This is a genomic window from Enterobacter sp. EGD-HP1, assembly GCF_000733275.2.
Lineage (GTDB): Bacteria > Pseudomonadota > Gammaproteobacteria > Enterobacterales > Enterobacteriaceae > Enterobacter.
In genome coordinates, this window is sequence record NZ_AVOP01000032.1 from 234,648 (window position 1) to 248,319 (window position 13,672).

General features: G+C 56.7%; 13 protein-coding genes and 1 pseudogene. 6 read left to right on the forward strand and 8 right to left on the reverse strand.

The annotated features are described in order from the left end of the window. Positions 1-171 precede the first annotated feature (171 nt). The gene (ycgR, locus tag N037_RS16720; RefSeq protein WP_023336050.1) at positions 172-903 is read left to right on the forward strand and encodes a flagellar brake protein YcgR; all 732 of its coding nucleotides are present in this window, start codon (positions 172-174) and stop codon (positions 901-903) included. Positions 904-941: 38 nt separating this feature from the next. On the opposite strand, the gene emtA is transcribed toward ycgR, so the two are convergent. Beyond that, the gene (gene emtA / locus N037_RS16725) at positions 942-1,553 is read right to left on the reverse strand and encodes a membrane-bound lytic murein transglycosylase EmtA (RefSeq protein WP_032642315.1); all 612 of its coding nucleotides are present in this window, start codon (positions 1,551-1,553) and stop codon (positions 942-944) included. A gap of 107 nt (positions 1,554-1,660) precedes the next feature. Between emtA and ldcA the strand changes: the two genes are divergently transcribed. After that, the gene (ldcA, locus tag N037_RS16730) at positions 1,661-2,575 is read left to right on the forward strand and encodes a muramoyltetrapeptide carboxypeptidase (protein ID WP_023336052.1); all 915 of its coding nucleotides are present in this window, start codon (positions 1,661-1,663) and stop codon (positions 2,573-2,575) included. A 97-nt stretch (positions 2,576-2,672) separates the two neighbouring features. Continuing rightward, entirely contained in the window at positions 2,673-4,406 is a 1,734-nt protein-coding gene (locus N037_RS16735) for a potassium/proton antiporter (RefSeq protein ID WP_023336053.1), read from the forward strand. Here N037_RS16735 and N037_RS25430 read toward each other — a convergent pair. The 3 genes and pseudogenes from N037_RS25430 to N037_RS16745 form a co-directional block, all read right to left on the reverse strand. Next, a pseudogene (locus tag N037_RS25430) lies at positions 4,344-4,499 on the reverse strand (hypothetical protein); the annotation flags it as partial. The gene N037_RS16735 and the pseudogene N037_RS25430 overlap by 63 nt on opposite strands. Before the next feature lie 3 nt (positions 4,500-4,502). After that, entirely contained in the window at positions 4,503-5,573 is a 1,071-nt protein-coding gene (gene dadX / locus N037_RS16740) for a catabolic alanine racemase DadX (RefSeq protein WP_032642317.1), read from the reverse strand. 9 nt (positions 5,574-5,582) lie between these two features. After that, positions 5,583-6,881 carry a D-amino acid dehydrogenase gene (locus tag N037_RS16745; RefSeq protein ID WP_023336055.1) on the reverse strand — a complete coding sequence of 433 codons (1,299 nt, stop codon included), beginning with the start codon at positions 6,879-6,881 and terminating at the stop codon, positions 5,583-5,585. Between the two features lie 321 nt (positions 6,882-7,202). On the opposite strand from N037_RS16745, the gene N037_RS16750 reads away from it, so the two are divergent. Then, a complete protein-coding gene (locus N037_RS16750; RefSeq protein ID WP_023293929.1) occupies positions 7,203-8,735 on the forward strand; it encodes a SpoVR family protein in 1,533 nt (510 codons plus the stop codon). Between the two features lie 116 nt (positions 8,736-8,851). Here N037_RS16750 and fadR read toward each other — a convergent pair whose 3' ends face one another. Further along, positions 8,852-9,571 carry a fatty acid metabolism transcriptional regulator FadR gene (fadR, locus tag N037_RS16755; RefSeq protein ID WP_023336056.1) on the reverse strand — a complete coding sequence of 240 codons (720 nt, stop codon included), beginning with the start codon at positions 9,569-9,571 and terminating at the stop codon, positions 8,852-8,854. A 200-nt stretch (positions 9,572-9,771) separates the two neighbouring features. On the opposite strand from fadR, the gene nhaB reads away from it, so the two are divergent. Both nhaB and dsbB read left to right on the forward strand, forming a co-directional pair. Further along, a complete protein-coding gene (gene nhaB, locus N037_RS16760) occupies positions 9,772-11,310 on the forward strand; it encodes a Na(+)/H(+) antiporter NhaB (protein WP_023336057.1) in 1,539 nt (512 codons plus the stop codon). A gap of 143 nt (positions 11,311-11,453) precedes the next feature. Continuing rightward, a complete protein-coding gene (gene dsbB / locus N037_RS16765) occupies positions 11,454-11,984 on the forward strand; it encodes a disulfide bond formation protein DsbB (RefSeq protein ID WP_032642321.1) in 531 nt (176 codons plus the stop codon). Positions 11,985-12,099: 115 nt separating this feature from the next. On the opposite strand, the gene N037_RS16770 is transcribed toward dsbB, so the two are convergent. From N037_RS16770 to N037_RS16780, 3 genes are all read right to left on the reverse strand, one after another. Then, on the reverse strand, positions 12,100-12,540 hold the full coding sequence (locus tag N037_RS16770) for a YcgN family cysteine cluster protein (protein WP_023336059.1): 441 nt from the start codon (positions 12,538-12,540) through the stop codon (positions 12,100-12,102). A 93-nt stretch (positions 12,541-12,633) separates the two neighbouring features. Continuing rightward, complete coding sequence (locus tag N037_RS16775; protein WP_032642323.1) at positions 12,634-13,293, reverse strand: fumarylacetoacetate hydrolase family protein; 660 nt, start codon at positions 13,291-13,293, stop codon at positions 12,634-12,636. Between the two features lie 47 nt (positions 13,294-13,340). Further along, positions 13,341-13,616 (reverse strand): YcgL domain-containing protein, encoded by a 276-nt coding sequence (locus tag N037_RS16780; RefSeq protein WP_023336061.1) that lies wholly within the window; start codon positions 13,614-13,616, stop codon positions 13,341-13,343. Positions 13,617-13,672: the final 56 nt, after the last annotated feature.

A 13,672-nucleotide genomic window follows, 5' to 3' on the forward strand; every position in this document is an offset into this window, starting at 1 on the left:
AACCTTCTGCACAGCTAACGTAAGTATAGGTCATCGCCGAAAAACCATTTTCATCTCACCGACTTATCTTTGCGTAAAGAGGCAAAAAAAACTCACCGGTTTGTATTAAGTTTCATTGCAGATTGCCGATAACGCTAAGACAGTCTGTCATCAATCAAGGAGCCATCCGGCGTGAGTCATTACAGTGAGCAGTTCCTCAAGCAAAATCCGCTGGCTGTATTAGGGGTATTACGCGACCTGCAAAAAGGTGAAGTGCCGCTGCGCATCAGCTGGTCGAATAATCAGTTCATCAGCAAGATCCTTGACGCCTCGCAGGAGCGGCTGGTGATTGATTTAGGCAGTCAGGAGTATGAAAACCGCGCGGCGCTGAAAGCGGAAAATGTCGCGGTGATGGCCGAAACGCAGGGTGCCAAAGTGGAGTTTGTCCTGTCGCGGCTGGAAATGAGAGAATTCCAGGGACTCCCTGCTTTTGCTACCCCGCTTCCCACCAATCTCTGGTTTGTCCAGCGTCGTGAATATTTCCGCATCAGCGCCCCGCTCCATCCTGCCTATTTTTGTAAGGCCAAAATGCCGGACAAAAAAGAGATCCGCTTCCGCCTCTTCGACCTGTCGCTGGGCGGCATGGGCGCACTGATGGATACGCCGAAACCCGACGGACTGGTCGAGGGCATGCGGTTTTCGCAAATTGAGCTGGATATGGGTGGCTGGGGTCGCTTTTATTTCGATGCACAGCTGATTGCCATCAGCGACCGTACCGTTGTGGACAGCAAAAATGAAACCATCACCACGCCGCGCCTGAGCTTCCGTTTCCTGAACGTCGGGCCCGGTGCAGAGCGTGAGCTGCAGCGCATCATCTATTCGCTGGAGCGGGAAGCGCGCGAACGCGCAAATAAAGTTCTGTAAGGAAAATCGGGCAGCGTGACCGCCGCCCGTCTGCGGCATTACATGGCATCCATCGCTTTCTGTACTTTCCAGATATAACGAGGTGCCTGTGGTGCCGGGTGATTTTTCGCCACATGCTCAAAGAATTCATCTTTGTCCAGGTCGTTGATCTCTTCTATCGCCTCTTTGCGGTCAGAGGAGAAGGTTCTGAGCAACGCGCCGGCACCGTTAACGTAAGACACCACCAGCGCGTACTGCATCACCTCCGGATCCTTAATGCCCTTCAGCACGCCGTGCTCCATTATGCTCAGATAGGCCGTGCCCATTGAAATGTTGCGTTCCGGATTCTTCAGCTCGCTGGTCGACGGCTGACCGCTCCAGCCCATATAGCGGTAAACCTCTCTCCCCGCCGTTGACGCTTTAAGCTGCATCAGGCCCACCGCGTTGGACTTACTGACAAGCGCAGGATTACCGCCGGACTCCACCGCAATAATCGCCGTAATAAGGCGCGGACTGACGCCCCAGGCCTTCCCGGCTTGTTCACTGATCGGCATCCACTGCATGGCCCGTTTCACCGGTACTTCCGGGTTCCAGGGTGGGTTTTGATAATCATGTTTTGAACTACAGCCAGCGAGCAACACAATCAAAAAAGCAAACCATCTCAATTTCACGTCATCTATCCTTATAGCCGGTCATCGCGGTGCGCCGCCTCTTGAAGCAGGCGGCGTTTAAGCGGCATGATATAGACAATTAGTTTCTCATTCAGCAAGGAATTGCCATGTCTCAGTTTCATCTCATCGCGCCGTCGGGCTACTGCATTAACCAGGACGCGGCGCAGCGGGGCGTACAGCGTTTGCTGGAATCGGGTCATCGGGTAGAAAATCAGACAATTATCCCCCGTCGCCAGCAGCGTTTTGCCGGTACCGAAGCGCAGAGGCTGAATGATATCAATAGCCTGGTGAACCTGACGGGCGAAAACCGGATTGTGCTTGCGGTGCGCGGCGGATACGGTGCGAGCCGGCTGCTGGAGAGCATTGACTGGCAGGGGCTGGCGCTGCGCCAGCAGCAGGATCCGCTGCTGATCTGCGGCCACAGCGATTTCACCGTCATCCAGCTCGGGCTGCTGGCCCTGCATAACGTCATCACCTTCAGCGGTCCGATGCTGGCCGGTAACTTCGGCGCGCCGGAGCTGGATGCGTTTACCGTAGAGCATTTCTGGCGCGCGCTGCGCAATTCCACCTACAGCGTGGAGTGGCAAGGCAATGGACCGCACTGGGAGTGTGAAGGCCAGCTCTGGGGCGGCAATCTGGCGATGCTGGTCTCGCTCATCGGCACGCCGTGGATGCCGCAAATCGAGGACGGCATTCTGGTGCTGGAAGATATCAACGAACATCCGTTCCGCGTCGAGCGCATGCTCTTGCAGCTTTATCATGCCGGCATTCTTGAACGCCAGTCCGCGATTGTGCTGGGCAGCTTCAGCGGCTCTGCCCCGAATGACTATGACGCGGGTTACTCCCTGGAGACCATGGTCGACTTCGTTCGTTCGCGGCTGGATATTCCGGTCATCACCGGTCTCGATTTCGGCCATGAGCAGCAGACCGTGACCCTGGCGCTGGGGGCGCATGCTTCCCTGCTCCACAATGATTCCGGCAGTCGGCTGACCATCAGCGGTCATCCTGTCATAAAGGCATAAAAAAGCCGTTATACCCCCTTAATAAAACGCTGTTGCCGTGGTTAATATGTTAGGGTTTTAGTAACAGCGTTAACATTGAGGTGGGAGTAAGAGAACATTGGATGCCGCAGCGATAATCAGCCTTTTCATTTTGGGTTCCGTCCTTGTAACCAGCAGTATTTTATTAAGTTCATTTTCATCGCGTCTCGGCATACCTATTCTTGTCATTTTCCTCGCCATCGGCATGCTGGCCGGCATTGATGGCATTGGCGGTATCCCATTCGATAACTACCCCTTCGCCTACATGGTGAGTAACCTCGCGCTGGCGGTGATCCTGCTGGACGGCGGGATGCGCACCCAGGCGAGCTCCTTCCGCGTGGCCTTAGGGCCTGCGCTGTCGCTCGCCACGGTCGGCGTGTTGATTACCTCTGGCCTCACCGGAATGATGGCCGCGTGGCTTTTCCATCTCAATATCATGGAAGGTTTGCTGATTGGCGCCATCGTGGGTTCAACCGATGCGGCAGCGGTGTTTTCCCTGCTCGGCGGAAAAGGGCTTAACGAACGCGTCGGCTCGACGCTTGAGATTGAATCCGGCAGTAACGATCCGATGGCGGTGTTCCTCACCATCACCCTGATTGAGATGATCCAGCAACACGAGACGGGCCTGAGCTGGATGTTCGTCTGGCATATCCTGCAGCAGTTCGGGCTGGGGATTGTTATCGGCCTGGCGGGGGGATACCTGTTACAGCAGATGATCAACCGCATCTCGCTGCCCGCGGGGCTTTACCCCCTGCTGGCGCTGAGCGGCGGCATTCTGATTTTTGCCGTCACCACCGCGCTGGACGGAAGCGGCATTCTCGCCGTCTACCTCTGCGGGTTCCTGATGGGCAACCGGCCTATTCGCAACCGCCATGCCATCTTGCAGAACTTCGACGGTCTGGCCTGGCTGGCGCAGATCGGCATGTTTCTGGTGCTGGGCCTGCTGGTCACGCCATCGGACCTGCTGCCGATCGCCGTTCCGGCGCTGCTGCTGTCCGCGTGGATGATCTTTTTCGCCCGTCCGCTGTCGGTATTTGCAGGTTTGCTGCCGTTTCGCGGCTTCAACCTGCGCGAGCGGGTGTTTATCAGTTGGGTTGGCCTGCGCGGCGCGGTGCCGATTATCCTTGCGGTTTTCCCGATGATGGCCGGTCTGGATAACGCGCGGCTGTTCTTTAACGTGGCGTTCTTCGTGGTGCTGATTTCGCTGCTGTTCCAGGGCACCTCGCTCGGGTGGGCGGCGAAAAAAGCCAAAGTGGTGGTGCCTCCCGTGGGCTGGCCGGTCTCCCGCGTGGGGCTGGACATTCATCCGGAGAACCCGTGGGAACAGTTCGTCTATCAGCTGAGCGCCGACAAATGGTGCGTGGGGGCCTCGCTGCGCGATTTGCACATGCCGGCCGAAACGCGCATTGCCGCCCTTTTCCGCGATAATGTCCTGCTGCACCCTACCGGCAGCACCCGCCTGCGCGAAGGGGATATTCTCTGCGTCATTGGCCGCGAGCGCGACCTGCCCGCGCTGGGCAAACTGTTCAGCCAGTCGCCTCCGGTGGCGCTGGACCAGCGTTTCTTCGGCGATTTTATTCTGGAAGCCAGCGCCAAGTTTGCCGATGTGGCGCTGATTTACGGCCTGGATGAAGGGCTGGAGTACCGCGACAAGCAGCAAACGTTAGGGGAAATCATTCAGCAACTGCTGGGGGCTGCCCCCGTCGTCGGCGACCAGGTGGAGTTCGCCGGGATGATCTGGACGGTTGCGGAGAAAGAAGATAACGCGGTCAGAAAAGTCGGCGTCAGGCCGATGGAAGAGGAAACCGAGTAGTTTTTTTTTGCCGGGTGGCGGCTTCGCCTTACCCGGCCTACAAAACCCTCGGACGTAGGTCGGGTAAGCGTTAGCGCCACCCGACACAACCATTCGTTACACCGTCACAACCGGTACTCTCGGTGCCAGCGCGCACATCAATTCGTACCCCACCGTGCCCGCCGCGGCAGCAACGTCATCAATCTTAATTTCGTTACCCCACAGCTCGACCGGTGAACCGATCCCTGCTTGCGGGCATGGCGTCAGGTCAACAGCCAGCATATCCATTGATACGGTGCCCACCGTTCCCGTGCGCACCCCATCCACCCACACCGGCGTGCCGGTCGGTGCGATGCGCGGGTAGCCGTCGGCATAACCGCCCGCCACGATGCCAATCCGCTGCTCGCCCTTTGCCCGGTAGCGGCTGCCGTAGCCCACCGCGTCACCGGCCTTCAGCGTCTGCACGCCAATGATTTCACTGCGCAGGGTCATGACCGGCTTCAGGCCGCTGTTGGCGATGTCCTGCCACTGGCCCGAGGGAGACGCACCGTACAGAACGATCCCCGGACGCACCCAGTTGTAGTGCGCCTCGGGATGCCACAGCGTGGCCGCCGAGTTCGACAGCGAGCGCGGGCAATCCAGCCCTTCTGCCGCCTGCTCGATCCGGACCATTGCATCGGCAATACCGTCCGGTTTTTCCGCATCGGCAAAATGCGCCATCAGCGTCATTTCACCCACGTTCTTCAGGGCGCGCAGCTGCTGCCAGACCGTATGCACCCGCTCAGGCTGGAAGCCCAGGCGGTTCATGCCGCTGTTCACCTTGAGGTAGATATCCAGCGGAGCATGGAGCTTCGCATCCTGAATCGCCTTAATCTGCCAGTTGCTGTGAACGCTGGTGGTCAGACGGTACTTGTCCAGCAGCGGCAGATCGTCCGCGTGGAAGAAGCCCTCCAGCAGCAGGATGGGCCCTTTCCAGCCGCGCTCGCGCAGCAGAATGGCCTCTTCCAGATTCAGGAGCGCAAAGCCGTCGGTCGCGCTCAGCGCGCTCCAGATACGATCGATACCGTGGCCGTAGGCATTCGCTTTTACCACCGACCAGACGCGCGAACCCGGTGCCGCCCGACGAACAATTTGCAGATTATCCTTCAGGGCCTGCAGGTTCAGCTGGGCCAGAACAGGACGGGACATGACAGCTCCTTAGTTATGCGCGCCGTGCAGATGCTGTGGACGCGAAGGCGTAAACCCCGATTGATAGCGCGCGGCGCTTAAATCGTCAAACGGAATTGCCGGCGTGCGCCCGGAAATCAGGTCGCTCAGCAGCTGGCCCGATCCGCAGGCCATCGTCCAGCCGAGCGTACCGTGTCCGGTATTGGTCCACAGGTTTTTATACGGCGTGCGTCCGACAATCGGCGTGCCGTCTGGCGTCATTGGGCGCAGGCCGGTCCAGAACGTCGCCTGCTCAACAAAGCCGCCGCGCGGGAAGAGATCGCCCACCACCATCTCCAGCGTTTCACGACGCGGCTGCAGCAGTTCGGTGTTGAAGCCGACAATCTCCGCCATGCCGCCCACGCGAATACGGTTATCGAAGCGGGTAATGGCAATTTTGTAGGTCTCATCCAGAATGGTCGACACCGGCGCGCCGCTCTCTTCTTTCACCGGAATGGTCAGCGAGTAGCCCTTCAGCGGGTAGACCGGAATGTCGAGAATGCCTTTCAGCATGGCGGTGGAGTACGAACCAAACGCCATCACGTAGGCATCAGCTTTGATCACCTCGTCGCCGCACTTCACGCCGTAAATTTTTTCCCCTTCCGACAGCAGCTTGTCGACAGCGGTGTTGAAGCGGAACTTCACCCCCGCCTGCTCGCACATTTGCGCCAGACGTTGCGTAAAGAGCTGGCAGTCGCCGGTTTCGTCATTCGGCAGGCGCAGGCCGCCCGTCAGCTTATGCGCCACTTCCGCCAGCGCCGGTTCAACCTGGCCTAACTGGCTGGCTTCTAGCAGCTGGTACGGTACGCCAGCATCTTCCAGTACGGCGATATCGCGGGTGGCATTTTCGTACTGTTGCGCGGTGCGGAACAGCTGCAGCGTCCCGCCCTGACGACCTTCATACTCAATACCCGTCGACGCGCGCAGCGCTTTCAGACAGTCGCGGCTGTATTCCGCCAGGCGCACCATGCGCCCTTTGTTCTCCATGTAGTGGCGGGTGTCGCAGTTGCGCAGCATCTGCCACATCCACTTCAGCTGGAACTGCGTGCCGTCAAGGCTGATAGCCAGCGGCGCATGACGCTGGAACATCCATTTAATCGCTTTCAGCGGAACGCCCGGCGCAGCCCACGGCGCCGCATACCCCGGAGAGATTTGCCCGGCGTTCGCCGCGCTGGTTTCAAGCGCGGGACCGGATTCACGATCGATAACGGTTACGTCATGTCCCGCCTGACTTAAATACCAGGCGCTGGTTACCCCAACGACACCACTTCCCAGTATGACAACACGCATAGCCACTCCATTATGTGCAAAAGAACAATCTTCTAATTACAGATTGATAACCTAGTTGAAAATATTATTCAACATACGACTTTTTTATGGTGACTTACCTCACACATCCCCCAGCATCAGGGGATAGTGCTAATTTGGGATCTCCTGCTGCGCGTTATTTTTAACCAGCATAATATGCTGAGACATACCGTTTTTTTGCCGTATCAAAAACGCGAAATCGCAAAGAAAAAATTTCTGCCCCAGCACGCTTTTTAACACGTTGATCTATGCTTGAAAGGAGGCTCTCCAGACAGAGAGAGCACCCACAACGAGGGCGCGCTAATGGCTACTATTGATTCCCTGAACAAGGACAACACACGTCTGAGCGATGGACCCGACTGGACCTTCGAGCTGCTGGATGTTTACCTCGCCGAAATCGACCGGGTCGCAAAGCTGTATCGTCTGGATACCTATCCCCATCAGATTGAAGTCATTACGTCCGAACAGATGATGGATGCCTACTCCAGCGTCGGGATGCCGATCAACTATCCGCACTGGTCGTTTGGTAAAAAATTTATTGAAACCGAGCGGCTGTATAAGCACGGCCAGCAGGGGCTGGCGTATGAGATTGTCATTAACTCCAATCCGTGCATTGCCTATTTAATGGAAGAGAACACCATTACCATGCAGGCGCTGGTGATGGCGCATGCCTGTTACGGGCACAACTCCTTTTTCAAGAATAACTACCTGTTCCGCAGCTGGACGGATGCCAGCTCCATCGTCGATTACCTGATCTTCGCCCGTAAATACATTACCGACTGCGAAGAGCGCTACGGCGTGGACGAAGTGGAAAAACTGCTCGACTCCTGCCATGCGCTGATGAACTACGGCGTGGACCGCTATAAACGCCCGCAGAAAATCTCCCTGCAGGAGGAGAAGGCCCGGCAGAAGAGCCGCGAAGAGTACCTGCAAAGCCAGGTGAACATGCTGTGGCGTACCCTGCCGAAGCGTGAGGAGGAAAAAACGATCGCCGAAGCGCGTCGCTATCCGTCCGAGCCGCAGGAAAACCTGCTCTATTTTATGGAGAAGAACGCCCCGCTGCTGGAGCCGTGGCAGCGTGAGATCCTGCGCATCGTGCGCAAGGTGAGCCAGTATTTTTACCCGCAAAAGCAGACGCAGGTGATGAACGAAGGCTGGGCGACCTTCTGGCACTACACCATCCTCAACCATCTGTACGACGAGGGGAAAGTGACCGAGCGGTTCATGATGGAATTTCTCCACAGCCATACCAACGTGGTGTTCCAGCCGCCCTACAACAGCCCGTGGTACAGCGGGATTAACCCGTATGCGCTTGGTTTTGCCATGTTCCAGGACATTAAGCGTATCTGCCAGTCGCCGACGGAAGAAGACAAGTACTGGTTCCCGGATATCGCCGGTTCTGACTGGCTGGAAACGCTGCACTTTGCGATGCGCGACTTTAAGGATGAGAGCTTCATCAGCCAGTTTATGTCGCCGAAGATCATGCGTGACTTCCGCTTCTTCACCGTGCTGGACGACGACCGTAACAACTATCTGGAGATTTCCGCGATCCATAACGAAGAGGGGTACCGTGAGATCCGCTCTCGCCTCTCTTCCCAGTACAACCTGAGCAATCTTGAGCCGAATATCCAGGTGTGGAACGTCGATTTGCGCGGTGACCGCTCCCTGACGCTGCGCTATATCCCGCACAACCGCGCGCCGCTGGATAAAGGGCGTAAAGAGGTGCTGAAGCATGTGCATCGCCTGTGGGGTTTCGACGTGCAGCTGGAGCAGCAGAATGAAGATGGGAGCGTCGAGCTGCTGGAACGCTGCCCGGCGCGGTTGAATACGCTGTAGTGCAGCTTTTTTTGCCCGGTGGCGCTACGCTTACCGGGCCTACAAAACCCGTAGGTCGGGTAAGGCGCAGCCGCCACCCGACGAAAAAAAACCTCTCATATGAGAGGTTTTTTCTTTTAGCGGGTCTGAATCGCTAAATCACCCGGCAGCGTTTTCTGCATACGGTGCCAGATTTCACCGGAATCGTGACCGTAGCGGCGCACCGTCTCATAAACCTGATCGTGCAGGCCCTCGGTACAGAGCTTGCTCAGCTTATGGTAGAAGCCCAGCGCCAGACTACGCGCTTCCGGATTGGCAAAGTAGTGGCGGCCGATGCGGGTGTAAAGCCCTTTCATACCGTTGAGGATCAGGCCGTACACCGGGTTGCCGGAGGCAAACGCCAGGCCGCGAAACACGTTGTAATCGAGGGTGGCAAAAGCATCGGCATGATCTTCCACCTCGTTCGCGCTGGCCAGCACCGCAAGGGCGTCCTCCGGATGCTGACGGAAAGCGGTACGAATAAAGATCGTCGCGATGTTGGTGCGAACGGAGAGCAGGTTATCAATGAGCTGCGGCACGCTTTCATGGTCGAGACGCGCCAGCGTTTCAAGAATGTTCAGCCCGGACGTTTCCCAGAAGTTGTTCACTTTCGTCGGCTTACCGTGCTGGATCGTCAGCCAGCCATCGCGCGCCAGCCGCTGGAGCACTTCACGCAGCGTGGTGCGAGTGACGCCAATCAGTTCAGAGAGTTCGCGTTCAGCCGGAAGAATGGACCCCGCAGGGAAACGATTATTCCAGATGCTTTCAATGATGTACTCTTCCGCGAAACCCGCCGGGCTCTGCGCCTTAATGACCATAGTGAGATTTCCATTACACAGCTTTAGCAAATTGGACTCATCATACCAGAGGCACGCAGTGGCAGGTAGCGCGGCAAAGAGAGAAAAGAGGGATCGCCGTTTCATTTTTGTGAAATTTACAATGCAGCCTTATCCGCCTCCAGGCCGCGATTTTTGCGTATACTGATGTTTTGTCTTACTTGACGGGAAGGACGTCTGTTGTGGAAATTTCTTTTGGGCGCGCACTGTGGCGCAATTTTTTAGGCCAGTCTCCGGACTGGTACAAACTGGTACTGCTGGTTTTCCTGGTCGTTAATCCCATCATTTTTAGCGTGAATCCCTTTATCGCCGGCTGGCTGCTGGTGGCGGAATTTATCTTCACCCTGGCCATGGCGCTGAAATGTTATCCCCTGCTGCCGGGCGGTTTACTGGCGTTTGAAGCCGTCGTCATCGGTATGACCAGCGCCGAGCATGTCAAAGCCGAGCTGGCGTCTAATCTCGAAGTGCTTCTTCTGCTGATCTTTATGGTGGCGGGCATTTACTTCATGAAACAGCTGCTGCTGTTTATCTTCACGCGCCTGCTGCTCAGCATTCCGTCGAAAATGTTCCTCTCGCTGGCGTTTTGCCTTGCCGCCGCCTTCCTGTCGGCCTTCCTGGATGCGCTGACGGTCGTCGCGGTGGTGATAAGCGTAGCGGTTGGGTTTTACGGTATTTATCACCGCGTGGCCTCCTCTCGCCCAAATGAGGACCTGCAGGATGACAGCCACGTTGAGGCGCATAACCGTGACGTGCTGGAACAGTTCCGCGCGTTTCTGCGCAGCCTGATGATGCATGCCGGCGTCGGTACCGCCCTGGGCGGCGTGATGACCATGGTGGGCGAGCCGCAAAACCTGATCATTGCCAAAGCGGCGGGCTGGCACTTCGGTGAGTTCTTCCTGAGAATGGCGCCGGTGAGCGTACCGGTGCTGATCTGCGGTCTGGCGACCTGTCTGCTGGTGGAGAAGTTTCGCCTCTTTGGCTATGGGGCGCAGCTCCCGGAGCCGGTACGTCAGGAACTGCATAAATTCGATCTGCAGAGCCGAAGCCAGCGCACACGCCAGGAGACGCTACGACTGTTTGCTCAGGGGATCATCGGCATCTGGCTTATCGCGGCGCTGGCGCTCCATCTTGCCGAAGTGGGGCTGATTGGCCTGTCGGTCATTATTCTCGCCACCACCTTTACCGGCGTGACGGACGAACATGCCATCGGCAAAGCGTTTACCGAAGCCCTGCCGTTTACCGCCCTGCTGGCGGTGTTCTTTGCCGTCGTGGCGGTGATTATCGACCAGCATCTGTTCGCGCCGATTATTGCCTTTGTATTACAGGCGTCACCGGATGCTCAGCTCTCGCTGTTTTACCTGTTTAACGGCCTGCTCTCGTCGATCTCAGATAACGTCTTCGTCGGGACGGTCTACATCAACGAGGCCAAAGCCGCCATGGAGCAAGGCGTTATCAGCGCCGGACAGTTTGAGCTGCTCGCCGTGGCGATCAATACCGGCACCAACCTGCCGTCGGTGGCGACGCCAAATGGCCAGGCCGCCTTCCTGTTTCTGCTGACCTCCGCCCTCGCGCCGCTCATACGTCTTTCTTATGGCAGGATGGTGTGGATGGCGCTGCCCTACACGCTGGTGCTCACGATCGTGGGATTGCTTTGCGTCAAAATTACCCTCATTCCCTGTACGCAATGGTTGATACAAGCGGGTATACTTGCGGCGCAGTAAACTATGCATCTCGGGCAGTTCGCTGCCCGTTTGCCTTTTCGCACGATAAACATCCAATTACGTTTTAATTCGTCAGGTACAGGTGGCGCGAAAAACGAATTCGTTTACACTGCGCTTTCTAAGCATGTTCCAGGGAAATGATTATGTTGAGATTTTTAAACCAGTGCTCCCGCGGTCGCGGAGCGTGGTTGTTAATGGCCCTGACCGCCTTTGCGCTGGAAATGGTCGCGCTGTGGTTCCAGCACGTAATGGGACTCAAGCCTTGCGTGCTTTGTATTTATGAACGCTGCGCGCTGTTCGGCATTATGGGGGCGGGCCTGGTCGGCGCGATTGCCCCAAAATCGCCGCTTCGCTATGCCGGTATTGCCATCTGGATCTACAGCGCCTGGAAAGGGCTTGAACTCTCCTGGCAGCACACCATGATGCAATTGCATCCGTCACCGTTTATGACCTGTGATTTCGCCGCCCGCTTCCCGAGCTGGCTGCCGCTGGACAAATGGCTGCCGCAGGTGTTTGTCGCATCCGGTGACTGCTCCGTACGTCAGTGGGAATTCCTGACGCTGGAGATGCCGCAGTGGCTGGTGGGTATTTTTGCCGCCTACTTCATCGTGGCGCTGCTGGTGCTGATTGCCCAGCCGTTCAAACCGAAGAAACGCGATCTGTTTGGGCGCTAAGTTGCCCGGCGGCGCTTCGCTTGCGCGGGCCTACGGTTTTGTAGGTCGGGTAAGCGCAGCGCCACCCGACACAACAGCGCATAATAAAAAACCCGCCAAGGCGGTTTTTTTATTATCACCGATTAGGGTGATTCATGATGTGGTCTTCCCAGTCCCGCACTTCAGACTCTTTCACCGCAATATGGCGCACGGAAATGCGTTCGCCGTGCATAGCCGCTTTAGAGCCGGTCAGCAGCGGATGCCATTTCGGCAGATCTTTTCCTTCCGCCAGCAGGCGATACGCGCAGGTGTGCGGCAGCCATTCAAACGTCGGCAAATTTTCACGGGTTAATTTGATGCAGTCCGGCTCGTACTCGAAGCGGCGTTCGTAGTTGCGGCACTGGCAGGTTTTGATGTTCAGCTGCTTGCAGGCGACGTTGGTGAAATAGATCTCGTCGGAGTCCTCATCCATCAGCTTGTGCAGGCAGCACTGCCCGCAGCCGTCGCACAATGATTCCCATTCCGCGTCAGTCATGTCGTCGAGAGTTTTGCTTTGCCAGAAAGGGATGTCGTTCATCAGGATGTCCACACGTCAAAAGAAAGCGCACCTTATAACGAGTCTGGCACGTTGTTGCAAGTTTTGCCGCCCTCATCAGGCGGCAAGATGGGGTTACAGCACGCGGGTTTTCAGCGACAGGCCGTTAAAACCGACCTCAAGCTCGTCACCGCTGAGTAGCGGGCCAACACCCTCTGGGGTTCCGGTCAGGATCACATCACCCGGTTTCAGGGTAAAGAAGCGGCTCATGTAGGCGATCAGGGGAACAATCTTGTGGATCATGTCCGCGGTGGTGCCCTGCTGGCGGATCTCGCCGTTAACCTTCAGGCTAAGCGGGGTGTCCTGCGGATCGCCGGTAAATTCGCTCACCGGTACAAACGCCGAGATGGGGCAGGAATTATCAAAGCCTTTGGCTTTTTCCCACGGCTGCCCTGCTTTCTTCATTTTGCCCTGTACGTCACGCAGCGTGAGATCCAGCGCCACGCCGTACCCGGCAATCGCTTTCTGAACATGTGCTTCTGAGGCCTGGCGCAGTGTCGCGCCGATCAGCACGGCGAGTTCAACTTCGTGATGCACCGAGCCCAGCCCCTGCGGCAGCGCCAGCGGCTGGCGGATATCGCAAAGCGCCGTTTCAGGCTTAATAAACAGGACCGGCTCTTCTGGCGTCGCGCTGCCCATCTCCTGAATATGTTTTGCATAGTTGCTGCCCACGCAAACCACTTTGCTGACGGGATAATCCAGTAATGCACCTTGCCAGTTATGATGTTGATACATGGTCGACCCCTAAACGGTTGATGTGTTATGCCCGAAAACAGCTGAGACTATTTTTTTCCGGTCGCCTCAAGATGCTGTTTTAATAAATTCTCGGGCGGCGGTGGAAGCTGTAAATAATAGCCCTGCTCGGCTAACGCCGTTTTCACTTTTTCCAGATCGGCATTAACCAGTTTCTTACGACCATCAAGCGGCAGCAGCATCGCCAGCTGTGGTCGGCCAAAGTTCTTCATTAATTCTTCAGGCACGCGTGAAAAATCGTCTTTCTTTTCGACATAAAGATAGGTCTGGTCACGGCTTGTACTTCTGTAGATCACACAAAACATGTTTTTACTCTGAATTAATGGGTGGTTGCTTGCCTCAATATACTCCTGACTATAAC

What these genes read in the sequence shown, in the direction of transcription:
- dsbB (WP_032642321.1), top strand. Translation starts at nt 11,454, where the DNA reads ATGTTGAGATTTTTAAACCAGTGCTCCCGCGGTCGCGGAGCGTGGTTG.
- ldcA (WP_023336052.1), top strand. Translation starts at nt 1,661, where the DNA reads ATGTCTCAGTTTCATCTCATCGCGCCGTCGGGCTACTGCATTAACCAG.
- N037_RS16745 (WP_023336055.1), bottom strand. Translation starts at nt 6,881, where the DNA reads ATGCGTGTTGTCATACTGGGAAGTGGTGTCGTTGGGGTAACCAGCGCC.
- N037_RS16775 (WP_032642323.1), bottom strand. Translation starts at nt 13,293, where the DNA reads ATGTATCAACATCATAACTGGCAAGGTGCATTACTGGATTATCCCGTC.
- dadX (WP_032642317.1), bottom strand. Translation starts at nt 5,573, where the DNA reads ATGTCCCGTCCTGTTCTGGCCCAGCTGAACCTGCAGGCCCTGAAGGAT.
- N037_RS16780 (WP_023336061.1), bottom strand. Translation starts at nt 13,616, where the DNA reads ATGTTTTGTGTGATCTACAGAAGTACAAGCCGTGACCAGACCTATCTT.
- N037_RS16770 (WP_023336059.1), bottom strand. Translation starts at nt 12,540, where the DNA reads ATGAACGACATCCCTTTCTGGCAAAGCAAAACTCTCGACGACATGACT.
- N037_RS16750 (WP_023293929.1), top strand. Translation starts at nt 7,203, where the DNA reads ATGGCTACTATTGATTCCCTGAACAAGGACAACACACGTCTGAGCGAT.
- fadR (WP_023336056.1), bottom strand. Translation starts at nt 9,571, where the DNA reads ATGGTCATTAAGGCGCAGAGCCCGGCGGGTTTCGCGGAAGAGTACATC.